Annotated in this window: 22 protein-coding genes; 16 read left to right on the top strand and 6 right to left on the bottom strand. The window is 56.4% G+C overall.

The features are described 5' to 3' along the window. The first annotated feature begins 6 nt into the window (after positions 1 to 6). The 6 genes from yjjG to ACB496_RS03070 all read left to right on the top strand — a co-directional run bounded on the left by yjjG (position 7) and on the right by ACB496_RS03070 (position 5508). Positions 7 to 684 (top strand): pyrimidine 5'-nucleotidase, encoded by a 678-nt coding sequence (gene yjjG / locus ACB496_RS03045; protein ID WP_371974310.1) that lies wholly within the window; start codon positions 7 to 9, stop codon positions 682 to 684. A 91-nt stretch (positions 685 to 775) separates the two neighbouring features. Further along, positions 776 to 2365, top strand: a complete 1590-nt coding sequence (prfC, locus tag ACB496_RS03050; protein ID WP_102104542.1) for a peptide chain release factor 3 — start codon at positions 776 to 778, stop codon at positions 2363 to 2365. A gap of 305 nt (positions 2366 to 2670) precedes the next feature. After that, positions 2671 to 3288, top strand: a complete 618-nt coding sequence (gene osmY, locus ACB496_RS03055) for a molecular chaperone OsmY (protein ID WP_102104543.1) — start codon at positions 2671 to 2673, stop codon at positions 3286 to 3288. An 83-nt stretch (positions 3289 to 3371) separates the two neighbouring features. Next, positions 3372 to 3533 carry a DUF1328 domain-containing protein gene (locus tag ACB496_RS03060; RefSeq protein ID WP_002887716.1) on the top strand — a complete coding sequence of 54 codons (162 nt, stop codon included), beginning with the start codon at positions 3372 to 3374 and terminating at the stop codon, positions 3531 to 3533. 143 nt (positions 3534 to 3676) lie between these two features. Then, a complete protein-coding gene (locus ACB496_RS03065; RefSeq protein WP_100777737.1) occupies positions 3677 to 4729 on the top strand; it encodes a patatin family protein in 1053 nt (350 codons plus the stop codon). Continuing rightward, positions 4726 to 5508 (top strand): TatD family hydrolase, encoded by a 783-nt coding sequence (locus ACB496_RS03070; RefSeq protein ID WP_371974393.1) that lies wholly within the window; start codon positions 4726 to 4728, stop codon positions 5506 to 5508. The genes ACB496_RS03065 and ACB496_RS03070 overlap by 4 nt, the downstream gene beginning before the upstream one ends. Here ACB496_RS03070 and ACB496_RS03075 read toward each other — a convergent pair. After that, positions 5503 to 6363, bottom strand: coding sequence for a YjjW family glycine radical enzyme activase (locus ACB496_RS03075; RefSeq protein WP_371974394.1), 861 nt, complete (start codon positions 6361 to 6363; stop codon positions 5503 to 5505). The genes ACB496_RS03070 and ACB496_RS03075 overlap by 6 nt on opposite strands. Continuing rightward, positions 6338 to 7885 carry a YjjI family glycine radical enzyme gene (locus ACB496_RS03080; protein WP_371974395.1) on the bottom strand — a complete coding sequence of 516 codons (1548 nt, stop codon included), beginning with the start codon at positions 7883 to 7885 and terminating at the stop codon, positions 6338 to 6340. The genes ACB496_RS03075 and ACB496_RS03080 overlap by 26 nt, the downstream gene beginning before the upstream one ends. 261 nt (positions 7886 to 8146) lie before the next feature. Here ACB496_RS03080 and deoC point away from each other — a divergent pair, with 261 nt between their 5' ends. The 4 genes from deoC (at position 8147) to deoD (ending at position 12521) form a co-directional block, all read left to right on the top strand. Continuing rightward, positions 8147 to 8926 carry a deoxyribose-phosphate aldolase gene (deoC, locus tag ACB496_RS03085; protein ID WP_103947176.1) on the top strand — a complete coding sequence of 260 codons (780 nt, stop codon included), beginning with the start codon at positions 8147 to 8149 and terminating at the stop codon, positions 8924 to 8926. A 162-nt stretch (positions 8927 to 9088) separates the two neighbouring features. Next, a complete protein-coding gene (gene deoA / locus ACB496_RS03090; RefSeq protein ID WP_102104548.1) occupies positions 9089 to 10411 on the top strand; it encodes a thymidine phosphorylase in 1323 nt (440 codons plus the stop codon). 60 nt (positions 10412 to 10471) lie between these two features. Further along, a complete protein-coding gene (gene deoB / locus ACB496_RS03095) occupies positions 10472 to 11695 on the top strand; it encodes a phosphopentomutase (protein ID WP_100777731.1) in 1224 nt (407 codons plus the stop codon). A 103-nt stretch (positions 11696 to 11798) separates the two neighbouring features. After that, positions 11799 to 12521: a purine-nucleoside phosphorylase gene (deoD, locus tag ACB496_RS03100; protein WP_100777730.1), complete on the top strand. Its 723-nt coding sequence runs from the start codon at positions 11799 to 11801 to the stop codon at positions 12519 to 12521. 70 nt (positions 12522 to 12591) lie between these two features. Here deoD and lplA read toward each other — a convergent pair whose 3' ends face one another. Then, complete coding sequence (gene lplA / locus ACB496_RS03105; protein ID WP_100777729.1) at positions 12592 to 13608, bottom strand: lipoate--protein ligase LplA; 1017 nt, start codon at positions 13606 to 13608, stop codon at positions 12592 to 12594. A gap of 38 nt (positions 13609 to 13646) precedes the next feature. After that, positions 13647 to 14291 (bottom strand): YtjB family periplasmic protein, encoded by a 645-nt coding sequence (locus ACB496_RS03110; RefSeq protein ID WP_100777728.1) that lies wholly within the window; start codon positions 14289 to 14291, stop codon positions 13647 to 13649. 117 nt (positions 14292 to 14408) lie between these two features. Here ACB496_RS03110 and serB point away from each other — a divergent pair, with 117 nt between their 5' ends. From serB to nadR, 3 genes are all read left to right on the top strand, one after another. Beyond that, positions 14409 to 15377: a phosphoserine phosphatase gene (serB, locus tag ACB496_RS03115; protein ID WP_371974398.1), complete on the top strand. Its 969-nt coding sequence runs from the start codon at positions 14409 to 14411 to the stop codon at positions 15375 to 15377. 11 nt (positions 15378 to 15388) lie between these two features. Further along, on the top strand, positions 15389 to 16771 hold the full coding sequence (gene radA, locus ACB496_RS03120) for a DNA repair protein RadA (RefSeq protein WP_100777726.1): 1383 nt from the start codon (positions 15389 to 15391) through the stop codon (positions 16769 to 16771). Positions 16772 to 16838: 67 nt separating this feature from the next. Continuing rightward, positions 16839 to 18071, top strand: coding sequence for a multifunctional transcriptional regulator/nicotinamide-nucleotide adenylyltransferase/ribosylnicotinamide kinase NadR (gene nadR / locus ACB496_RS03125; protein ID WP_100777725.1), 1233 nt, complete (start codon positions 16839 to 16841; stop codon positions 18069 to 18071). Positions 18072 to 18132: 61 nt separating this feature from the next. On the opposite strand, the gene ACB496_RS03130 is transcribed toward nadR, so the two are convergent. Further along, positions 18133 to 19134, bottom strand: a complete 1002-nt coding sequence (locus ACB496_RS03130) for a zinc-binding alcohol dehydrogenase family protein (protein WP_371974400.1) — start codon at positions 19132 to 19134, stop codon at positions 18133 to 18135. 106 nt (positions 19135 to 19240) lie between these two features. Here ACB496_RS03130 and ACB496_RS03135 point away from each other — a divergent pair, with 106 nt between their 5' ends. Then, positions 19241 to 20140: a LysR family transcriptional regulator gene (locus tag ACB496_RS03135; protein WP_194512674.1), complete on the top strand. Its 900-nt coding sequence runs from the start codon at positions 19241 to 19243 to the stop codon at positions 20138 to 20140. 83 nt (positions 20141 to 20223) lie between these two features. On the opposite strand, the gene ettA is transcribed toward ACB496_RS03135, so the two are convergent. Beyond that, positions 20224 to 21891, bottom strand: coding sequence for an energy-dependent translational throttle protein EttA (gene ettA, locus ACB496_RS03140; RefSeq protein ID WP_100777722.1), 1668 nt, complete (start codon positions 21889 to 21891; stop codon positions 20224 to 20226). Positions 21892 to 22117: 226 nt separating this feature from the next. Between ettA and sltY the strand changes: the two genes are divergently transcribed. Both sltY and trpR read left to right on the top strand, forming a co-directional pair. After that, positions 22118 to 24055 carry a murein transglycosylase gene (sltY, locus tag ACB496_RS03145; RefSeq protein WP_102104552.1) on the top strand — a complete coding sequence of 646 codons (1938 nt, stop codon included), beginning with the start codon at positions 22118 to 22120 and terminating at the stop codon, positions 24053 to 24055. A gap of 56 nt (positions 24056 to 24111) precedes the next feature. Further along, the gene (gene trpR, locus ACB496_RS03150; protein WP_371974403.1) at positions 24112 to 24438 is read left to right on the top strand and encodes a trp operon repressor; all 327 of its coding nucleotides are present in this window, start codon (positions 24112 to 24114) and stop codon (positions 24436 to 24438) included. Positions 24439 to 24500 lie beyond the last annotated feature (62 nt).

Raw genomic sequence — 24500 nt, forward strand, 5'->3', positions numbered from 1 at the left:
GTAACGATGAAATGGGACTGGATTTTCTTTGACGCCGACGAAACGCTGTTTACGTTTGATTCGTTTGGCGGCCTACAGCGGATGTTTTTAGACTATAGCGTCACCTTTACCGCAGAAGATTTTCAGGACTATCAGGCGGTGAACAAACCGCTTTGGGTGGATTACCAGAACGGTGCCATCTCGGCGTTACAGCTCCAGCATCAGCGTTTTCAGGGCTGGTCCGAGCGTTTGAATGTCTCTCCCGGCGCGCTGAACGAGGCTTTTCTCAACGCGATGGCGGAGATTTGCGCACCGCTGCCTGGGGCGATTTCCCTGCTTAATGCCCTTAAAAGCAAAGTGAAGCTCGGGATCATCACCAATGGCTTTACCGCCCTGCAGCAGATCCGCCTTGAACGCACAGGCCTGCGCGATCATTTCGACGCGCTGGTGATCTCTGAACAGGTGGGCGTGCCAAAACCCGATCCGCGTATTTTTGACTATGCGCTGGAAAAAGCCGGCCATCCCGCACGTGAGCGCGTGTTGATGGTCGGAGACACCGCCGAGTCGGATATTCTGGGCGGGATGAAGTCCGGGCTGGCAACCTGCTGGCTGAACGCACACGGTCGCGCGCTGCCTGAAGGTATCGAACCGACCTGGACCGTATCGTCATTGAACGAACTGGAGCAACTCCTGTGTAAACAATGATTGCCTGCCCCCCATTGATGGGTAAAATAGCCGCAATTTCGTATTCCATGATGCGTGGCCTGCTGCCGCGCTTATATAAGAAGATTTGATTATGACGTTGTCTCCTTATCTGCAAGAGGTGGCGAAGCGCCGTACTTTTGCCATTATTTCTCACCCGGATGCCGGTAAAACGACCATCACCGAAAAGGTACTGCTGTTCGGACAGGCGATTCAGACCGCCGGTACGGTAAAAGGCCGTGGCTCCAGCCAGCACGCCAAATCGGACTGGATGGAGATGGAAAAGCAGCGTGGTATTTCCATTACCACCTCCGTAATGCAGTTCCCGTATCACGACTGCCTGGTGAATCTGCTCGACACCCCAGGCCACGAAGACTTCTCCGAAGATACCTACCGTACGCTGACGGCGGTGGACTGCTGTCTGATGGTCATCGACGCTGCGAAAGGGGTAGAAGATCGTACCCGTAAGCTGATGGAAGTCACCCGTCTGCGCGATACGCCGATCCTGACCTTCATGAACAAACTCGACCGTGACATCCGCGATCCGATGGAAGTGATGGACGAAGTGGAGCGCGAGCTGAAAATCGCCTGCGCGCCAATTACCTGGCCGATCGGCTGCGGTAAGCTGTTCAAGGGCGTTTACCACCTCTATAAAGATGAAGTGTATCTGTACCAGACCGGTAAAGGTCACACCATCCAGGACGTGCGTATCGTAAAAGGTCTGGATAACCCGGATCTGGACGTCGCCGTGGGCGAAGAGCTGGCCTCTCAGCTGCGCGATGAGCTGGAGCTGGTCAAAGGCGCTTCTCACGAGTTTGACAAAGAGCTGTTCCTGGCCGGGGAAATCACGCCAGTGTTCTTCGGTACCGCACTGGGTAACTTTGGTGTGGACCATATGCTCGACGGTCTGGTGGAGTGGGCGCCGCAGCCGATGCCGCGCAAAACTGACTCCCGTCTGGTCGAAGCCGCAGAAGAGAAATTCACCGGCTTCGTCTTTAAGATTCAGGCCAACATGGACCCGAAACACCGCGACCGCGTGGCTTTCCTGCGTGTGGTTTCCGGTAAGTATGAAAAGGGCATGAAGCTGCGCCAGGTACGTATCGGGAAAGACGTTGTGATTTCCGACGCGCTGACCTTTATGGCGGGCGATCGTTCACACGTTGAAGAAGCCTATCCGGGCGACATCATCGGCCTGCATAACCACGGCACCATTCAGATCGGCGACACCTTCACCCAGGGTGAAATGATGAAGTTCACCGGTATCCCGAACTTCGCGCCGGAACTGTTCCGTCGTATCCGTCTGAAAGATCCGCTGAAGCAAAAGCAGCTGCTCAAAGGTCTGGTCCAGCTCTCCGAAGAGGGCGCGGTGCAGGTCTTCCGTCCAATTGCCAACAACGATCTGATCGTGGGCGCGGTCGGTGTGCTGCAGTTCGACGTGGTCGTTGCGCGTCTGAAGAGCGAGTACAACGTGGAAGCGATCTACGAATCGGTGAACGTGGCGACGGCGCGCTGGGTCGAATGTGCTGACGTGAAGAAATTCGAAGAGTTCAAACGTAAGAACGAAATCCAGCTGGCACTGGATGGCGGCGATAACCTGACGTACATCGCTCCAACCATGGTTAACCTGAATCTGACCCAGGAACGCTATCCTGACGTTCAGTTCCGCAAAACCCGCGAGCACTAATCCTTTCTCAGAGCACGGCGCCCGCCGTGCTCTTCTTAAACTCCAGCCTTATTAATCCCTTGCGGAATGTTCTTAATTCAACGCAATTTTAGCGTTATTGCTCGTTTTTTGCCCGATTCTGAAAGCGGCTTTGTCAATGTGATCTATATTTAACTCAGTGTTTAACACCGGGCGCGGATGATAGTCCTGTTCAATGCGTGTTCATGAGTCTCTCATCCCGGCCGTGTGTTTATTCGCAAGATTAAAAACTAGTATGAAGGGATGTTTTGACGCTCAACTTCCGAGCAAACTACAGGAATACATCGATGAATATGACAAGACTTAAGATTTCTAAAACTCTGCTGGCAGTCACTCTGGGTGGCCTCCTGGTAAGTGGTTCTGCCCTGGCAGAAAGCACTACTACGGATAAGGCGCAATCCACCGCGGACAGCGCAGGGCAAAAAATCGATAGCTCTATGAATAAAGTCGGTAATTTCATGGATGACAGCTCTATCACAGCAAAAGTGAAAGCGGCTCTGGTGGATGATGAAAACATCAAGAGCACCGACATTTCCGTAAAAACTGACAAAAAAGTGGTCACCCTGAGTGGCTTCGTGGAAAGCCAGGCGCAGGCTGAACAAGCCGTCACCGTGGCGAAAGGCGTTGAAGGCGTCACCTCCGTCAGCGACAAACTGCACGTGCGTGATGCTAAAGACGCGTCTGTGAAAGGCTATGCAGGCGACACCGCAACCACCAGCGAAATCAAAGCTAAACTATTAGCAGATGACATCGTACCGTCTCGTAAAGTGAAAGTTGAAACCACCGACGGTGTGGTCCAGCTCTCCGGTACGGTTGATTCCCAGGCGCAGGTGGAACGCGCCGAAACTATCGCTAAAGCCGTCGATGGCGTTAAAAGCGTCAAAAACGATCTGAAAGCGAAATAAGAACGACTTTTGGACACAACGCTTGTGAGCACCTGAGCGCTCACATATAGCGGCTGATATTAACTATGGTAAAGGAGAGTTTTATGTTTCGTTGGGGCATTATATTTCTGGTTATCGCGTTAATTGCCGCCGCTCTGGGCTTTGGTGGTCTGGCGGGTACAGCGGCCGGCGCGGCGAAAATTGTTTTCGTTGTCGGTATTATCCTGTTCCTGGTCAGCCTGTTTACCGGACGCCGTCGTCCCTAGATAAGCGTAATCAGCCCGTCGGAAAACACAGCCGACAACACCACACTAAAAGCCAGTCCTTGCGACTGGCTTTTTCTGGTTTGAGTCATAGGGCCAGTTTGCGCTACTGTGTAATAACAGAAGAATGAAAAACAGGTGTAGCAGTGGGGCAGAGAATTCCGGTTACGCTCGGCAATATCGCGCCGTTGGCGTTAAAACCCTTTCGCGTCGGCCGGCTGGCGCTGGTATGCGAAGGCGGTGGGCAGCGAGGCATCTTCACGGCCGGGGTGCTGGATGAATTCATGCGCGCGCAATTTAACCCCTTCGATCTCTTCTTTGGCACGTCCGCCGGGGCGCAAAACCTTTCTGCCTACGTCTGTAACCAGCCCGGTTACGCCCGCAAAGTGATTATGCGCTACACCACTTCTCGCGATTTCTTCAATCCGCTGCGCTTTGTACGCGGCGGAAATCTCATCGATCTGGACTGGCTCTTAGACTCCACTTCCAGCCAAATGCCGCTGGCGATGGACACCGCTTCTCGCCTTTTTGATACGGGAAAAGAGTTCTGGATGTGCGCCAGCCGGGGCGATGACTACACGCCGGGCTACTTCTCACCGCAAAAAGAGAACTGGCTGGATATTCTGCGTGCATCCAGCGCGATTCCTGGCTTCTACCGGACCGCAGCGGCCCTCGACGGCATCAACTATCTGGATGGTGGAATCAGCGACGCCGTCCCCGTTCAGGAAGCTGCCCGCCGTGGCGCGCAAACTATCGTGGTGATCCGCACCGTGCCGTCGCAAATGTACTACACCCCGCAGTGGTTTAAGCGCATGGAAAAATGGCTGGGGGACAGTAGCCTGCAGCCGCTGGTGAACATCGCCCATCAGCATGAAGCCAGCTACAGCGCAATGCAGCGGTTTATCGAAAAGCCGCCGGGCAAGCTGAAAATCTTTGAAATCTACCCGCCGAAACCCCTTAACAGCATGGCGCTGGGCAGTCGCATACCTGCGCTGCGCGATGACTACAAAACCGGGCGTCTGTGCGCTCGCTATTTCCTGGCAACGGTGGGGAAACTGCTGGCCGAAAGTCCGCCTATTTATCGGCATAAGCGTATCATCACGCCACCGGCGATTGTGGCAAACGACGCCCTGACGATGCCGCTGGTGGATGCCCCGCAGGCGAACGATACGACCTTTGATAACGAGGATCTGGCGTGACTTTTCGCTTTGTCGACACCCATTGCCACTTTGATTTTCCGCCATTTACTGGCAACGAAGCGCAAAGTATCGCGCAGGCCGCGAAGGCGGGTGTGCAGGCGATTATCGTCCCTGCCATTGAAGCGGCAAATTTTGAACGGGTGCTCGATTTGGCCCGCAGCCACACGGCACTCTACGCCGCGCTGGGCCTGCATCCCATTGTGGTGGAAACGCATCAGGATGCGCATCTTGACCAGCTGGAAGCCTCTATTCTCACCGCCGGAAACAAGCTGGTGGCGATCGGTGAGATCGGTCTCGATCTCTATCGTGACGATCCGCAATTCGAACGCCAGCAGGCGCTTTTGGATGCGCAGCTAAAACTGGCTAAACGCCACGAACTGCCGGTGATCCTCCACTCGAGACGCACTCACGACAAACTGGCGATGCACCTCAAACGCGCCGATCTGCCGCGAACCGGCGTGGTGCACGGTTTTTCCGGAAGCCTTCAACAGGCGCAACGTTTTATCGAGCTGGGCTACAAAATTGGCGTCGGCGGCACGATTACCTATCCGCGCGCCAATAAAACCCGCGACGTGATGGCGCAGTTGCCCCTGTCATCCCTGCTGCTGGAAACTGACGCGCCGGACATGCCACTGAACGGTTTTCAGGGCCAGCCGAATCGCCCGGAGCAGGCGGCACGCGTCTTTACGACGCTGTGTGAATTACGTGCTGAGCCGGCAGAAACCCTCGCCGATGCGCTGCTGCAAAACACGGAAGATCTGTTTGGCATCACCCTATAAATAGAGCGCCGGGCGGATCACCGCGATCCTCTGTTTCTCCAGCGCGCAGGCCAGAGGTTCTACATCCTCCGCCGTGGCGCTGCGCCAGCTGGCCGCCTCGCCGTACACCCCGTGGGCGTGAAAAGCGTTGATCCTGACAGGCACATCGCCGAGAGCGTGAATAAAGGCGATCAGCGACTCCAGATGTTTCAGATAATCACAATGATCCGGGATCACCAGCAGCCTCAGTTCCGTTAAACGCTGATGGTGCGCCAGCCAGCGAATGCTGTCTTTAATCTGCGGGTTTTCGCGCCCGGTCAGGAAACGGTGATGCTCGTTGTTCCAGGCTTTCAGATCCAGCATGGCGCCATCAAAAAACGGCAGCAGCTTTTGCCAGCCGGTTTCACTCAGCAGCCCGTTGCTGTCTACCAGACAGGTTAAATGTTTCAGGGAGGCGTCCGCTTTGATGGCGCGAAACAGCGCCACCACAAACGGCAGCTGGGTAGTGGCTTCGCCGCCGCTGACGGTTATCCCTTCAATAAAAGGCGCGACGGTGCGAATCTGCCCGAGGATTTCCTCTACGCTGAAACGCTGTGCCATCGGGGTGGCCTGTTGCGGGCAGACGTGCAAGCAGGTGTCGCATTTTTGACAGATACTCTCCTGCCACCAGACACGCCCGGCCTGAATGTTCAGGGCATCGTGCGGGCAGTGAAGCACGCAGTCGCCGCAATCGTTGCAGCGGCCAATGGTCCACGGATTGTGGCAGGTTTTGCAGCGCAGGTTACACCCCTGCAGGAACAGCGCCAGGCGGCTGCCCGGCCCGTCCACGCAGGAGAAGGGGATAACCTGACTAACTAAAGCGCATCTGCTGTTCATGGCTTATCACGCGCGGCTGACGTTCAAGGATACGTGTATTGCGTGCGGCCTCTTCGCCAAGCCAGGTGGTGTTGGTACGAGAGCCTTCCGCGCGGTATTTCTCCAGGTCCGACAGGCGCACCATGTACCCGGTCACACGCACCAGATCGTTCCCGGCCACGTTGGCCGTGAATTCGCGCATCCCGGCGTTAAACGCCCCAAGACACAGCTGAACCACGGCCTGCGGGTTACGCTTGATGGTTTCGTCCAGCGTCAGAATGTCACTGATGCCCGAATGATAATGTTTGTGATGCGGCGCGACGGCCAGCAGATGGCTAATCGGATCCGGCTCATCGCCATACGGCAGACGCGCACCCGGCGTAGTACCCGCGTCAGAGCTGATTCCGGACTGGGCATGCAGCATGGCGCGCTGCTTCCAGCCGTGTTTCACCGGCGTATTTTCGACAAATTCCGCAAGCTGTTCGCTAATGCGGTAGCCCAGCGCATTGGCCTGCTCATCCTTGCCGTAACGCGCGTTCAGCCCGGCTTTCTCGCACAGGGTATTGACCGCTTCGGCCAGACCGTACATGCCAAACATCGGCACAAAACGATCCGCATCAATCAGCCCCTCTTTTACCAGGAAGCTATTCTCAAAGAAGCCGGATTGCTCATACAGGAAATCACAGCGTGCATCGATAATCGCGATCTGCTGCTGGCAGTAGTGCGGTAGCGTGCGGGTAAAGAAATCGTCCACTGATTCACTGCTCTCGGCAATAGCCTTGAGATTGAGGCGAACCAGGGTGCTGCCACCGCCCGCCAGCGGCAGGGAGTTGTAACAACTCACCACGCCATAACGGCCTTTTGTGAAAATTTTATCATTCACCGGACCGTTGGAAATATGCGGTTTACTGCATTCGCAAATATTTTTTGCCACGCTTAGCAGCAAATCATCAGGGGTAATTTCCGGGTCGTAAATAAAGGTGAGATTCGGTGAGACCTGCATCAGCTCTGCGTCAGCGCGTAAAATTGCGCGGGTGACTGGGGTATCCGCAGGGCCGATGTTGGCGTGCATAAACGCGTCTGGCAGGGTTCTGTCGAGATAACGCCAGAAACGTTTTATTCGGCTATCAATTTCTTCTTGTGTTAGAATTCTAACATAGGGTTGCAGCAACGCGTCGAGATGGCCGAGAAACACCGGCATCGATGTAACGGATGGAACATGGTGGTAGAGGATGGTGAGTAACGACAGGGCGTCATCGAGATCTTTCGCCCCTTCCAGCTCTAACCACTCTGAGCCGTTTGCCAGGAATTTAGCGTAGTCCGGCAGAACGTAGCGCGGTTTGAAGGGCGCATGGCCTTCAAACATATCGCAGATGAAACCCTCGTCCAGTGCCGCTCGCGCGGCCCGTGGCAGCGCGGGGTAGGGCAGATTGTTTTCCGCTTCCAGCGCCAGGAAATGACGTTTTTGCTCGGCTGTCAGTACCGGGCTTGTCACAATTTGCTGGCAACGTTGTTGCAAAGCATCGAGACCAGAGGTGGACATGTTCGCTTCCTTTTATTCTGCGGTTGATGGGCAGATTGTAGGAACTCATCATGCGAAGCCATTTGATCCGACGCGGGTGATTGCTGTTTTAGCCAGCAGCCTGAGGACTAAAGTTTGAAGTTGATCTCATTACAGTAATGCAAATTTGTACGCAGTTTTCATTAACTGTGATGAATGTCGAAGTGTGAATGCGGGTGAATGTTAGAATACTCACAGACCCGCACGGTGAAAATTTATACGGCGAAGCCGTTGGAGAATGTTATGACCGATTTAACCGCAAGCAGCCTGCGCGCGTTGAAACTGATGGACCTGACCACCTTGAACGATGACGACACCAATGAAAAAGTGATCGCATTGTGCCATCAGGCGAAAACGCCAGTGGGCAATACCGCTGCCATCTGCATCTATCCGCGTTTTATCCCGATTGCACGTAAGACGCTGAACGCGCAGGGCACGCCTGACGTGCGTATCGCTACCGTCACCAACTTCCCGCACGGCAATGACGACATCGACATTGCGCTGGCTGAAACCCGCGCGGCGATTGCCTACGGTGCTGATGAAGTTGACGTGGTGTTCCCGTACCGTGCGCTGATCGCCGGCAACGAGCAGGTCGGTTTTGACCTGGTGAAAGCCTGTAAAGACGCTTGTGCGGCGGCTAACGTGCTGCTGAAAGTGATTATCGAAACGGGCGAGCTGAAAGAAGAAGCGCTGATTCGTAAAGCATCTGAAATCTCCATCAAAGCGGGTGCAGATTTCATTAAAACCTCTACCGGTAAAGTGCCGGTCAATGCAACGCCAGAAAGCGCTCGCATCATGATGGAAGTGATTCGCGACATGGGCGTGTCTAAAACCGTTGGTTTCAAACCTGCGGGCGGCGTGCGTACTGCAGAGGACGCGCAGCAGTTCCTGGCCATCGCTGACGACCTGTTTGGTGCCGACTGGGCGGATTCCCGTCACTACCGCTTCGGCGCATCCAGCCTGCTGGCAAGCCTGCTGAAAGCGCTGGGTCACGGTGACGGTAAGAGCGCCAGCAGCTACTAATTACTCGTCATAGTCAGGCTGCACTTTCACCCCAGTCTCTTACTTGTGTAGGCGCCTGGGGGGCACTTTCTTGCCGCCCTCCGGCAGCTCGAATTATGTAGAGTAATATTATTATCGCGGCGGGTTTACCGCCGCATTTAACCTGATTCCCCGGGGGTTACCGTGTTTCTCGCACAAGAAATTATTCGTAAAAAACGTGATGGTCATGCATTAAGCGACGAAGAGATCCGCTTCTTTATCAACGGTATTCGTGACAACACCATCTCTGAAGGGCAGATTGCCGCCCTGGCGATGACCATTTTCTTCCACGATATGGCGATGCCGGAACGTGTCTCGCTGACCATGGCGATGCGGGATTCAGGAACCGTTCTGGACTGGAAAAGCCTTAACCTCAACGGCCCGATTGTGGATAAACACTCCACGGGCGGCGTGGGCGATGTCACTTCCCTGATGCTTGGCCCAATGGTCGCCGCATGTGGGGGTTATATCCCGATGATCTCCGGGCGCGGCCTGGGGCATACGGGCGGTACGCTCGACAAACTGGAAGCCATTCCGGGCTTCGATATCTTCCCGGATGACCAGCGCTTCCGCGAAATTATTAAAGACGTTGGTGTGGCGATTATCGGCCAGACCAGCTCACTCGCGCCGGCGGATAAACGTTTTTACGCCACCCGCGATATCACCGCGACAGTGGATTCCATTCCGCTGATCACCGCCTCGATCCTCGCCAAAAAGCTGGCTGAAGGTCTGGATGCCCTGGTGATGGATGTGAAAGTGGGTAGCGGCGCGTTTATGCCGACCTATGAACTCTCTGCGGCATTGGCCGAAGCGATCGTTGGCGTCTCCAACGGTGCGGGCGTGCGCACGACAGCGCTGCTCACCGACATGAACCAGGTGCTGGCCTCCAGCGCGGGTAACGCCGTCGAAGTGCGCGAAGCCGTGCAGTTCCTGACCGGCGAATACCGCAATCCGCGTCTGTTCGACGTCACGATGGCGCTGTGCGTTGAGATGCTGATCTCCGGTAAGCTCGCCAAAGACGACGCCGACGCGCGCGCGAAACTGCAGGCAGTGCTGGATAACGGCAAAGCGGCAGAGATCTTCGGTCGCATGGTGGCTGCGCAAAAAGGCCCAACCGATTTCGTCGAAAACTACGCGAAATACCTGCCGACCGCGACGCTCAGCAAGGCGGTTTACGCCGACGCGGAAGGTTTTGTCTCCGCCATGGACACTCGTGCGCTGGGCATGGCCGTGGTATCGATGGGCGGCGGACGCCGTCAGGCATCGGACACGATTGATTACAGCGTCGGCTTTACCGATATGACCCGTCTGGGTGACAGCGTTGACGGGCAGCGTCCGCTGGCGGTCATCCATGCCAAAGACGAAGCCAGCTGGCAGGAAGCGGCGAAAGCGGTGAAAGCGGCCATTAAACTTGACGACACAGCTCCCGAAACCACACCAACCGTCTATCGTCGTATCACCGAATAGCGGTATACTGATCTGATCGGTTTTTTATGAATTTTTGAAGCACATAAGTACGGAGAACATATGAAACGTGCATTTATTATGGTGCTGGACTCATTCGGCATCGGCGCTACAGAAGATGCAGACCGCTTTGGTGATGTCGGTTCCGACACCATGGGCCATATCGCAGAAGCGTGTGCGAAAGGCGAAGCGAACAATGGCCGTCAGGGCCCACTGACTCTGCCAAACCTGACCCGCCTGGGTCTGGTGAAAGCGCATGAAGGTTCGACTGGTAAAGTGGCGGCCGGTATGGACGCTAACGCAGAAGTGATCGGCGCATATGCATGGGCGCACGAGCTTTCCTCGGGTAAAGATACCCCGTCTGGTCACTGGGAAATTGCCGGTGTACCGGTTCTGTTCGACTGGGGCTACTTCTCCGATCACGAAAACAGCTTCCCGCAGAAGCTGCTGGACAAGCTGGTTGAGCGCGGCAATCTGCCGGGTTACCTCGGTAACTGCCACTCCTCTGGTACGGTGATTCTGGATCAGCTCGGCGAAGAGCACATGAAAACCGGCAAGCCGATTTTCTACACCTCCGCTGACTCCGTGTTCCAGATTGCCTGCCACGAAGAGACCTTCGGCCTGGATCGTCTGTACGAGCTGTGCGAAATCGCGCGTGAAGAGCTGACCGAAGGCGGCTACAACATTGGCCGCGTAATTGCTCGTCCGTTTATCGGCGACAAACCGGGCAACTTCCAGCGTACCGGCAACCGTCACGATCTGGCCGTAGAACCGCCAGCACCGACCGTGTTGCAGAAACTGGTTGATGAGAAAGCGGGCGAAGTGGTTTCTGTCGGTAAAATCGCAGACATCTACGCCAACTGCGGCATCACCAAAAAAGTGAAAGCCACCGGTCTGGACGCGCTGTTCGACGCCACCATCAAAGAGATGAAAGAAGCGGGCGACAAGACTATCGTCTTCACCAACTTCGTAGACTTCGACTCCTCCTGGGGCCACCGTCGCGACGTCGCCGGTTATGCTGCCGGTCTGGAACTGTTTGACCGCCGTCTGCCGGAGCTGCTGGAGCTGGTGGGGGAAGATGACATTATCATCCTCACCGCTGACCACGGCTGCGACCCAACCTGGACCGGTACCGACCACACCCGCGAGCACATTCCTGTGCTGGTGTACGGACCGAAAGTGAAACCAGGATCGCTGGGCCACCGCGAAACCTTCGCGGATATCGGCCAGACCATTGCGAGCTACTTCGGTACGTCGCCAATGGACTACGGCAAAAACATGCTGTGATGCGCATGCCCGGCAGCACTGCGCTCGCCGGGCCTACGATTTAGTAGGTCGGGTCAGGCGCAGCCGCCACCCGACAAAACGACAATTTTAAAAGGATCTGAAGATGGCTACCCCACACATTAATGCAGAAATGGGCGATTTCGCGGACGTAGTGTTGATGCCGGGTGACCCGCTGCGCGCGAAGCACATTGCGGAAACCTTCCTCGAAGACGTGCGTGAAGTGAACAACGTGCGCGGCATGCTGGGCTTCACAGGTACTTACAAAGGCCGCAAAATCTCTGTGATGGGTCACGGTATGGGTATCCCGTCCTGCTCCATCTACACCAAAGAGCTGATCACCGATTTCGGCGTGAAGAAAATCATCCGCGTAGGCTCTTGCGGTGCAGTGCGTATGGACGTGAAACTGCGTGACGTCGTCATCGGTATGGGTGCTTGCACCGATTCCAAAGTCAACCGTATGCGTTTCAAAGACCACGACTTTGCAGCCATCGCTGACTTCGGCATGGTGCGTAACGCGGTTGACGCGGCGAAAGCGCTGGGCGTTGATGCGCGCGTCGGTAACATCTTCTCTGCTGACCTGTTCTATGCACCGGACGGCGGCGAAATGTTCGACGTGATGGAAAAATACGGCATCCTGGGCGTGGAAATGGAAGCGGCGGGCATCTACGGCGTAGCGGCTGAGTTTGGTGCGAAAGCGCTGACCATCTGCACCGTGTCTGACCACATCCGTACGCACGAGCAGACCACTGCCGCTGAGCGTCAGACCACCTTCAACGACATGATCAAAATCGCGCTGGAATCCGTTCTGCTGGGCGATAAAGAGTAAGTCTGTTTGCCGGGTGGCTTCTCTGCCTTACCCGGCCTGCAATGTTAAAGCCCGCTTGCGGGCTTTTCTGTCACCGCACCGCTTTCGCTATCCACGCCGACAGCTCCCGCAACTCTTTTTCCTGCTCCGGGAACTCGCCTAACAGCGCGTCACACGCTTGCTGCAGACTCTCCGCGCGATACAAACATCCCTGCAAACGGGCCGCCAGCGCTTCCAGCGGGGCCGGATTGAGGCTATCGGTAAACACCTGCGTGCGCGTGATAATGCCCCGTTCAACGTCGAAATGCAGCTCTACGCCGCCCCAGGTGAAACGCTCGTCCAGCAGATGCGAAAACGCCGGTGCCTGACCGAAATTCCACTCCCAGCTGCTTTGCCGGGCAAAGGTTTCGGCGAAGTTGGGCAAATCGGGCGTTTTGTCCGGGGAGATCACTTCCGCCTCGACGCGCTCGCCATAATGTTCGAAAAACGCCTCACGAATTGCCGCGCAGACTTGCTCATGGGTAATGCCTGGCAGCAGCTCCACCAGATTCGCCACGCGACCGCGCACCGAGGTAATCCCCTTGGCCTGCAGCTTTTTCTTGTCGGGATTGAGATAGTTCGCCAGACGGCTCAAGTCAGCGTTAAGCAGTAAAGTGCCGTGGTGAAAACCGCGATCTTTGGTTTCGCGATAGGCCGAGCCGGAAACTTTACGGTCGCCTTCTGGGGTTTTGACCACCAGATCGTTTCGCCCGGAGGCTTCTGCCGTCACGCCGAGGGCGTTCAGGGCATTGAGCACAATCGCGGTGGAGATGGTTTTATCGTACTCCGGTTTCCCGGCCATAAAGGTGAAGCAGGTATTGCCGAGGTCATGGAATACCGCGCCGCCGCCGCTGCTGCGACGGGCCAGACGCACGTTATCCTCTTCCATGCGCCGGGTGTTGCACTCTTTCCACGGGTTCTGCGCGCGGCCAATGACCACCGTATCGGCGTTGCGCCAGAGAAACAGGACGCGCTGTGTGGCAGGCATCTGGCGGAAGATGCACTCTTCCACCGCTAGGTTGAACCAGGGATCGTAAGAGTCAGAGATAAGCAGGCGTAGTGTCGTCATGGCAGATTTCCTTTCCGAATCGTCCACCCACTTTACCATTAATCCTTCTTCTCGCTCTCTTCCTCTTCCGGCACCGATTTACTGGCCGTCAGCAGGAAAGGCGACTGCTGCCAGCGCGTGCGTTTGCCCTGCAAAAGCGTGCGCGTTAACACGACGCCAATCGCCAGCGAAAGGAGTAACATCAGGCGTAGAATATTGGTGGTGTTATCCACCTGTTTGGCTTCGGTCGGCAGGGTGTGGGTGTCGAGGGTCAGACGCAGGTAGCCCAGCGGGCCATTCTTGCCCTGAATCGGCTCGATAATTTGCTGATTGAAATAGCCGCCAGCCTTTTTGCCGTCGAGCGCCAGACGGTCGCGCACGTCAACGTGCTCACCGGCGCGGGCAATCAGATCGCCCTGTTCGTCGTAGACCCCTGCATCCAGAATACGGCTGTTTTCCGTAATCTGACGCAGTATTTGGGCGATGCGTTTATCGTCCGGCGTCTCGGTGCGCATTGCGGGCGCAACGCTCAGGGTGACCTGACGCGCCAGGGTTCGCGCCAGCTCTTCGAACTGCGGATTACGTTGTCGTTGATGATTCTGGCTAAACCAGGATGCCCCTTGCATCAGCGCCACCAGAAGCGCGAGGCAGGACAGGACAATCACTGCACGATGAAGCCGGAATTTCAGTTTTGCGCGAGCCATATTCCACCTGCTGAAAATTTACGGCTTAATGTTGCCAGAAGTGATGGTTACAGGGTAGCCTCATGCGTTATTTTCCCCCTGGAACCTTCCGGCGCGAACCAATTTACAGGAGCTTCAATGCCGAACATTACCTGGTGCGACCTGACCGATGACGTCTCTTTATGGCCAGGATTGCCGCTCTCATTAAGTGGCGACGAGGTCATGCCTCTGGACTACCATGCGGGGCGTAGCGGCTGGCTGCTGTATGGCCGTGGCCTGGATAAGCAACGCCTGACGCAATACCAAACCAAGCTCGGCGCGGCGATGGTGATTGTGGCGGCCTGGTGCGTGGAAGATTATCAGGTGCTGCGTCTGGCCGGATCTCTGACACAACGCGCAACCCGCCTGGCCCACGAAGCCGGGCTGGATGTGGCGCCACTGGGTAAAATCCCGCATCTGAAAACGCCAGGACTACTGGTGATGGATATGGATTCGACCGCCATTCAGATCGAGTGCATCGACGAACTCGCGAAACTGGCCGGTAGCGGCGAGATGGTGGCGGAAGTAACCGAACGCGCCATGCGCGGCGAACTCGATTTTGCCGCCAGCCTGAAGCAGCGCGTCGCCACGTTGAAAGGGGCCGATGCCAACATCCTGCGTCAGGTGCGTGATGAACTCCCGTTGATGCCGGGCCTCACTCAACTGGTACTGAAGCTGGAAACCCTCGGCTGGAAAGTGGCGATTGCCTCCGGCGGCTTCACCTTCTTCGCGGACTACCTGCGCGACAAACTGCGACTGACCACCGTTGTGGCGAACGAACTGGAGATCCGCGACGGTAAACTGACCGGCGAAGTGATCGGCGATATCGTGGATGCCCAGTACAAAGCCAACACCCTGACGCGTCTGGCGGAAAAATATGAAATTCCGGTCACGCAGACCGTCGCCATCGGTGACGGCGCGAACGATCTGCCAATGATCAAAGTGGCCGGGCTGGGCATTGCCTATCATGCCAAGCCAAAAGTAAACGAAAAGACGGAAGTCATCATTCGTCACGCCGATCTGATGGGGGTGTTCTGTATCCTCTCCGGTAGCGTGAATCAGAAATAAAGAGGTAAACCGTGGCGAAAGCTCCAAAACGCGCATTTGTCTGTAATGAATGTGGTGCGGATTATCCGCGCTGGCAGGGGCAGTGCAGCGCCTGTCATGCCTGGAACACCATCACCGAAGTGCGTGTGGCCGCTTCGCCAACCGTGGCCCGTAACGAGCGTCTGAGCGGCTATGCGGGTAACGCTGGCGTCTCGAAGGTACAAAAACTTTCCGAGATCAGCCTCGATGAAGTGCCGCGTTTTTCCACCGGTTTTAAAGAGTTTGACCGCGTACTGGGCGGCGGCGTGGTGCCGGGCAGCGCGATTCTGATCGGCGGTAACCCCGGCGCCGGTAAATCGACGCTGCTGCTGCAAACGCTGTGCAAACTCGCCGAACAGATGAAAACCCTGTACGTGACCGGTGAAGAGTCTTTGCAGCAGGTCGCGATGCGCGCGCACCGTCTCGGTCTGCCGACCGGCAATCTGAATATGCTGTCGGAAACCAGCATCGAGCAAATCTGTATGATTGCTGACGAAGAGCAGCCGAAGCTGATGGTCATCGACTCCATCCAGGTCATGCACATGGCGGATATTCAGTCTTCGCCGGGCAGCGTGGCGCAGGTGCGTGAAACCGCCGCCTATCTGACGCGCTTTGCTAAGACGCGCGGCGTGGCTATCGTGATGGTCGGCCACGTCACCAAAGACGGCTCTCTGGCCGGTCCGAAAGTGCTTGAGCACTGTATCGACTGCTCCGTGATGCTCGACGGCGATGCGGATTCCCGTTTCCGCACCCTGCGCAGCCATAAAAACCGTTTTGGTGCGGTGAATGAGCTGGGCGTTTTCGCCATGACTGAACAGGGTCTGCGTGAAGTGAGCAACCCATCGGCCATCTTCCTGAGCCGCGGCGACGAAGAGACTGCCGGCAGCTCGGTGATGGTGCTCTGGGAAGGGACGCGGCCGCTATTGGTTGAGATACAGGCGCTGGTGGATCAATCCATGATGGGCAACCCTCGTCGCGTGGCGGTCGGGCTTGAGCAAAACCGTTTGGCGATTCTGCTGGCGGTGCTGCACCGTCACGGCGGCCTGCAAATGGCGGATCAGGATGTGTTCGTTAACGTGGTGGGCGGCGTGAAAGTGACAGAAACCAGTGCCGATCTGGCCCTGCTGCTGGCGATGGTCTCCAGCCTGCGCAACCGACCGCTCCCGCAGGATCTGGTGGTGTTTGGCGAAGTGGGGCTGGCCGGAGAAATTCGCCCGGTCCCGAGCGGCCAGGAGCGTATCTCCGAAGCGGCGAAACACGGTTTCCGTCGTGCCATTGTCCCTGCTGCCAACGTACCGAAAAAAGTGCCGGAAGGGATGAAAATTTTCCCGGTGAAAAAACTGTCGGATGCGTTAAGCGTCTTTGACGACTTATAATATTAACGTGCGTATCTTTTTTGGCGGGAGCGTTTTGCTGACCCGCCTCACTTAGCAGGAGGCTCTTGTGTCAACATTTGACTATCTTAAAACCGCGATCCGCCAGAAAGGCTGTACTTTGCAGCAGGTGGCGGAAGCCAGCGGGATGACCAAGGGCTATTTAAGCCAGCTTCTGAATGCCAAAATCAAAAGCCCGAGCGCGCAAAAACTTGAGGCGCTGCACCGCTTTCTGGGCCTCGAATTTCCGCGCATGCAAAAGAATATCGGCGTGGTATTTGGCAAGTTTTATCCGCTGCATACCGGCCATATCTATCTGATTCAGCGCGCCTGTAGCCAGGTGGATGAGCTGCATATCATCATGGGTTACGATGACACGCGTGACCGCGCGTTGTTCGAAGACAGCGCCATGTCCCAGCAGCCGACTGTCTCAGACCGTCTGCGCTGGCTGCTGCAGACGTTCAAATACCAAAAAAACATTCGTATTCATGCCTTTAACGAAGAGGGCATGGAGCCGTATCCGCACGGCTGGGATGTGTGGAGTAACGGCATCAAAGCCTTTATGGAAGAGAAGGGGATAGCCCCGAACTGGATCTATACCTCTGAAGAGTCCGATGCGCCGCAGTTCCGCGAACATCTCGGAACGGAAACAGTGCTGATCGATCCTAAGCGCACCTTCATGAACATCAGCGGCGCTCAAATCCGCGAAAACCCCTTCCGCTACTGGGATTACATCCCAACGGAAGTGAAGCCGTTCTTTGTGCGCACGGTGGCGATTCTGGGCGGTGAATCGAGCGGTAAATCCACGCTGGTTAACAAGCTGGCGAATATCTTCAACACCACCAGTGCCTGGGAGTATGGGCGCGATTACGTCTTCTCACATCTGGGCGGCGACGAAATGGCGCTCCAGTATTCCGATTACGACAAAATCGCGCTGGGCCATGCGCAGTACATTGATTTCGCGGTGAAATACGCGAACAAAGTGGCGTTTGTGGATACGGATTTCGTGACCACTCAGGCGTTCTGTAAAAAGTACGAGGGCCGTGAGCATCCGTTTGTTCAGGCGCTGATCGATGAATATCGCTTCGATCTGGTGATTTTGCTGGAAAACAATACGCCGTGGGTCGCCGATGGGATGCGCAGCCTGGGCAGCTCCGTCGACCGCAAAGAGTTCCAGACCATGCTGGTGGATATGCTGCGTGAGAATAACGTGGAGTTTGTCCATGTGGAGGAGTCGGACTACGATGGCCGCTTCCTGCGCTGCGTGGAGCTGGTGAAGACGTTGATGGGGGAGCAGGCGTAAAGCGCTGCTCCGAACGATCCCCTCTCCCTTTCGGGAGAGGGTCAGAAAGAGGTTAATGACCTCAGAACTGCACTACCACCTTCCCGCGCATATGCCCGTCCAGCACTTTGCGGTGCGCTTCGCTAATGCTCTCCACGCTTAATCCCTGCAGCGTCTCGCTCAGCGAACTCTCCACCACACCGTTTTCGACCAGCTTCGCGACCTCATTCAGAATCTCACCCTGACGCGCCATGTCCGCAGTCTGATACATGCTTCGGGTATACATGAACTCCCAGTGCAGCGCAGCAGATTTAGACTTCAGCTTGTTTTGATCCAGCGGATGGTCGTTCTCAACGATGGTGCAAATATGCCCCTGCGGCGCAATCAGCTCGCTGACCGCCGCCCAGTGCCCGTCGGTATCGTTAAGAATGAAAATGTAATCCACGAAGGTAATGTCGTGCTTCGCCAGTTCACCTTGCAGGTCGCGATAATTCACCACCAGATCCGCACCGCGATCCCGGCACCACTGAGCCGAATCCTCCCGGGACGCCGTGGCGATCACCTTGATCTGGCTGTTGTGTTTGGCAAAGGGGATCGCCAGCGATCCGACGCCGCCCGCGCCCCCGATGATCAGCAGCGTTTTGTCCGATCCGGCGTCCTGGATATTCAGCCGTTCAAACAATCCTTCCCACGCCGTCAGGGCGGTTAAGGGCAGCGCCGCTGCGGCAGCCCAGTCGAGGTTTTGCGGTTTGTGGCCGACGATGCGCGCATCGATCAGCTGGTGCGTGGCATTGCTGCCCGGACGGGTGATATCCCCTGCGTACCACACTTCGTCACCGGCTTTGAATTGCGTAACGCCCGCACCGACCGCCTTCACAATTCCGCTGGCGTCCCAGCCCAGAATACGCGGCGCTTGCAGACCGTTTTTGCTCAGGCTGGCATGAACTTTAGTATCGACCGGGTTTACAGAAACGGCTTTCACCTCAACCAGCAAATCATGCTCGCCGGGCTGCGGCATGGGCTGCGTGATCTCAATAAAAGCAGAAGGCTGGTCTGGATTAACGGCAATGGCTTTAACGGACATGGTGAACTCCTTATGGAATGCGTTTGTTGAGGCTAGTCTATTAAGTCACCAGTTGCGTGATAAGATGGACAATCAATAACAAAGTGTTCGCTTGAGATGAACAATCATGTTTAAACAGCTACAGGATATGGCCCTGTTTGCGCTGGTGGCCGAGATGGGGAGTTTTACCGCGGCGGCGCAAAAAGCGAGTCTGCCGAAATCGAGCGTCAGCCAGCGAATCAGCCAACTTGAGCAGCAGGTCGGTATCCGCCTGCTGAACCGCACCACCCGCAAACTCAATTTAACCTATGCCGGAGAGCACTATCTGGTGCACTGCCGCGAGATGCTGGCGGCGAGCGAGCGCGCGGAATACGCCATTCAGCGTCTGCGCGATAATCCCGGCGGTCGGCTGCGGATCACAAGCCCGGCGGGGATTGGTGCCACGCTGCTGGCGCATCTGAATGCGGAGTTTCAGCGCCGTTATCCGGATGTGTCACTCGATGTCTGTATTTCAGATGATGTGCAGGATTTGGTGGAGTCTGGCTATGACGTCGCGCTGCGCACCGGCAAGCCGCAGGACTCTTCATTGATTGGCCGTATGATTGGCAACTGCCCGCGCTATATGCTGGCCTCGCCGGATTATCTGGCGCGCTTTGCTCCTCTGGAACATCCACGGCAGTTGGTGGATCACCGCTGTATCACTCACAAAGCCTGGCCGGAGTGGCTGTTGCGTCGTAACGACGAGGATTATCGGCATCTGCCTGACAACGCCCATGTCACGGATAACCTGGTTTACGCCAGGGAGAGTGCCATTGCGGGGGCGGGAATCACGCTGCTGCCCGCGTTTTTGCTGGAAGATAAAATCGAGAAGGGGGCGTTGGTGCCCGTGCTGCCAGAATGGCGCGTGGAGGGGAATGAGCTATGGCTGGTCTACCCGAGCCGGAAGCTGAATTCGCCTGCGTTGATGAGCTATATCCAGTTTGCGATGCAGTTTGATGAGGTGAAGCGGTTTTACGTTGGGGTGTGAATGCCGGGAGGCAGTGACGCCTTACCCGGCTTGCTTTCTTTCGTTTGCCCGGCAGGCAAAACGCCGCCGGGCAAATCAGGCACTTATTTGGAGATACGCTTGTACTTGATACGTTTTGGCTCCAGCGCATCGGCGCCGAGCGTGCGTTTCTTGTACTCTTCGTATTCGGTAAAGTTACCTTCGAAGAACTCCACTTTACCCTCGTCCTGGTAATCCAGAATGTGGGTGGCGATACGGTCCAGGAACCAACGGTCGTGCGAGATCACCATCGCACAGCCCGGGAACTCCAGCATGGCGTTTTCCAGCGCGCGCAGGGTTTCGATATCCAGGTCGTTGGTCGGTTCATCGAGCAGCAGTACGTTACCGCCAACCTGCAGCAGTTTCGCCAGATGCAGACGGCCACGCTCACCGCCGGACAGCTCGCCGACGCGTTTACCCTGATCCACACCTTTGAAGTTGAAGCGGCCAACGTAGGCGCGGCTCGGCATCTCGGTGTTACCGATACGCATGATATCCTGCCCGCCGGAGACTTCTTCCCACACGGTTTTGCTGTTGTCCATTGCGTCACGGAACTGGTCAACGGAGGCCAGTTTCACGGTATCACCCAGCGTAATGGTGCCGCTGTCAGGCTGTTCCTGACCAGACATCATGCGGAAAAGGGTTGATTTACCGGCGCCGTTCGGACCGATGATCCCGACAATCGCCCCTTTCGGCACGGAGAAGCTCAGGTCGTCGATCAGCAGGCGATCGCCGTAGGATTTACGCAGATTGCTCACTTCAACGACTTTATCACCCAGACGCGCGCCTGGTGGAATAAACAGTTCGTTGGTTTCGTTACGTTTCTGGTATTCGGAGTTGTTCAGCTCTTCAAAGCGTGCCAGACGGGCTTTGCCCTTAGACTGACGGCCTTTAGCACCCTGACGAACCCACTCCAGCTCTTTCTCAATCGATTTACGACGAGCAGCTTCCTGAGACGCTTCCTGCGCCAGACGCTGATCTTTCTGCTCCAGCCAGGAGGAGTAGTTGCCTTCCCACGGAATACCTTCGCCGCGGTCCAGCTCCAGGATCCAGCCTGCCACGTTATCAAGGAAGTAACGGTCGTGGGTAATCGCCACAACGGTCCCTTCGAAGTCGTGCAGGAAGCGTTCCAGCCAGGCAACGGATTCGGCATCCAGGTGGTTCGTTGGTTCGTCGAGCAGCAGCATGTCTGGCTTTTCCAGCAGCAGACGGCACAGCGCGACGCGGCGGCGTTCACCACCGGACAGTTTTTCGATTTTCGCGTCCCAGTCTGGCAGGCGCAGCGCATCGGCCGCACGCTCCAGCTGGACATTCAGGTTGTGACCGTCGTGCGCCTGGATAATTTCTTCAAATTTACCCTGTTGCGCCGCCAGTTTGTCGAAGTCAGCGTCCGGTTCAGCGTACTTCGCGTACACCTCGTCCAGGCCTTTCAGTGCGTTAACAACTTCAGAAACGGCTTCTTCGATGGATTCGCGAACGGTGTGTTCCGGGTTCAGCTTCGGTTCCTGCGGCAGGTAACCGATTTTGAGACCAGGCTGCGGGCGAGCCTCACCTTCGATGTCTGTATCGATGCCGGCCATAATGCGCAGCAGGGTGGACTTACCGGCACCGTTGAGACCCAGAACACCAATTTTTGCGCCCGGGAAGAAGCTCAGCGAGATATTTTTCAGAATATGACGTTTCGGCGGAACGACCTTGCCGACACGATGCATGGTATAAACGAATTGAGCCACGTGGACTTCGCCTCTTTTATCGTGAAGAAAATAGAATTCAGCTGCGAAGTGTAGCCTTTTTCAGTGCCTAATCCCAGCCAGGAACGTCGGGAGTGTTAAAGCACGCAAGAAAGGTAAAAAAGTGTCCATAACGTGGCGTGTTGCGGTATGCCTGGTTAGCATAGATCCATTACATTTTTATGTGGCACGACGCCGCAACGGTATTCAACAAAATGAGGAAGAGCTTGTGGAAAAAGCCAAACAGGTGGTCTGGCGTCTGCTGGCTGCCAGCGTATGCGTGATGACGATAAGCCACGCAGCGCATGCCGATTCACTGGATGAACAGCGCAACCGCTATGCGCAAATTAAGCAGGCGTGGGACAGTAAGCAGATGGATACCGTGCAGGCACTGATGCCGACGCTGAAAGAGTATCCGCTCTATCCGTATCTGGAATACCGCCAGATCACCGACGATCTCATGAACCAGCCGACCCTCACCGTCGCGAATTTTATCCAGGCGAATCCGACGCTACCGCCCGCCCGCACTCTGCAATCGCGCTTTGTGAACGAGCTGGCGCGTCGTGAAGACTGGCGCGGTCTGCTGGCATTCAGCCCGGAAAAACCGGGCACCACCGAAGCGCAGTGTAATTTCTATTACGCTAAATGGGCGACCGGGCAGCAGCAGGAAGCCTGGAGCGGAGCGAAAGATCTGTGGCTGACGGGCAAAAATCTGCCAAACGCCTGTGACTCGCTGTTTGGCGCCTGGCGCGCATCGGGTCAGCAAGATCCGCTGGCCTATCTCGAACGTATTCGCCTGGCGATGAAAGCGGGCAACACGCGTCTCGTGACCACGCTGGCCGGGCAGATGCCCTCCGATTACCAGACCATTTCCACAGCGGTTCTTCAGCTCGCCAACGATCCCAATTCTGTGCTGACGTTTGCTCGCTCGACGGGCGCGACCGATTTCACCCGCCAAATGGCGGCGGTGGCCTTTACCAGCGTGGCGCGTGACGATGTGGAAAACGCAAGGCTGATGATTCCGCAGCTGGTGCAGGCGCAGCAGCTCAACGACGATCAAACCCAGGAGCTGCGCGATATCGTCGCGTGGCGTCTGATGGGCACCGATGTGACCGACGAGCAGGCGCGCTGGCGCGACGATGCGATCATGCGCTCAAACTCGACGTCGCTGGTTGAACGCCGCGTGCGTATGGCGCTCGGCACCGGCGATCGCCGTGGTTTAAACACCTGGCTCTCCCGCCTGCCGATGGATGCGAAAGAAAAGGACGAGTGGCGTTACTGGCAGGCCGATTTACTGATGGAGCGCGGGCGTGATGACGAAGCGAAAGAGATCCTTCACTCCCTGATGCAGCAGCGCGGTTTCTATCCGATGGCGGCGGCGCAGCGTCTTGGCGAGGAGTACACGCTGAAGATCGACAAAGCTCCGACAAATGCCAATCCAGCCCTGACGCAGGGACCAGAAATGGCGCGCGTGCGCGAGCTGATGTACTGGAGCATGGATAACACCGCGCGCAGCGAGTGGGCCAACCTGGTGACCAGCCGCACGACTGACGAAAAAGCCCAGCTGGCGCGTTATGCGTTCGATAACCGCTGGTGGGATCTGAGCGTGCAGGCGACGATCGCCGGAAAACTGTGGGATCATCTGGAAGAGCGTTTCCCGCTGGCCTACAACGATCTGTTTGATCGCTACACCAGCGGCAAAGATATCCCGCAGAGCTATGCGATGGCGATTGCCCGTCAGGAGAGTGCCTGGAACCCGAAAGTGCGCTCGCCGGTGGGGGCCAGCGGCCTGATGCAAATTATGCCGGGGACCGCCACGCATACGGTGAAGATGTTTAATATTCCAGGCTACAGCAGCCCGTCACAGCTGCTGGATCCGGATACCAACATCAACATCGGCACCAGCTATTTGCAGTATGTGTATCAGCAGTTCGGCAATAACCGCATCTTCTCTTCGGCGGCGTATAACGCAGGGCCTGGACGTGTGCGCACCTGGCTTGGCAACAGCGCCGGGCGCATCGACGCGGTGGCGTTTATCGAGAGCATTCCGTTCTCCGAAACGCGCGGTTATGTGAAGAATGTGCTGGCCTATGACGCCTACTACCGCTACTTCATGGGGCAGAAAGACACCCTGATGAGCGACGCGGAGTGGCAGAGAAAGTATTAATCCGGATGGGTTGTGTTATGCTTGTACTCGTCTAAGAGTACAAACGGCGGCATAACATGACCCAGCATTCCCCTTATTCATCGGCGATGGCCGAACAGCGCAACCAGGAGTGGCTTCGTTTTGTGGAGCTGCTTCGCCAGTCCTACGAGAAAGATCTGCACCTGCCTCTGATGCAACTGATCCTGACGCCCGACGAGCGCGAAGCGCTGGGGACGCGCGTGCGCATTATTGAAGAGTTGCTGCGGGGTGACATGAGCCAGCGTGAGCTTAAGAATGAGCTGGGGGCGGGGATTGCTACGATTACCCGTGGATCGAACAGCCTGAAATCAGCCCCGGTAGAGCTGCGCCAGTGGCTTGAGGAAGTGCTGCTGAAAAATGCCTGAGTTGCCATCTCGAAAGAGTGCAATTGCAGGCCTGATGGCGTTGCGCTTATCAGACCTGCAAA

Origin of the sequence: Lelliottia nimipressuralis (assembly GCF_041464075.1) — a bacterium.
Lineage (GTDB): Bacteria > Pseudomonadota > Gammaproteobacteria > Enterobacterales > Enterobacteriaceae > Enterobacter > Enterobacter nimipressuralis.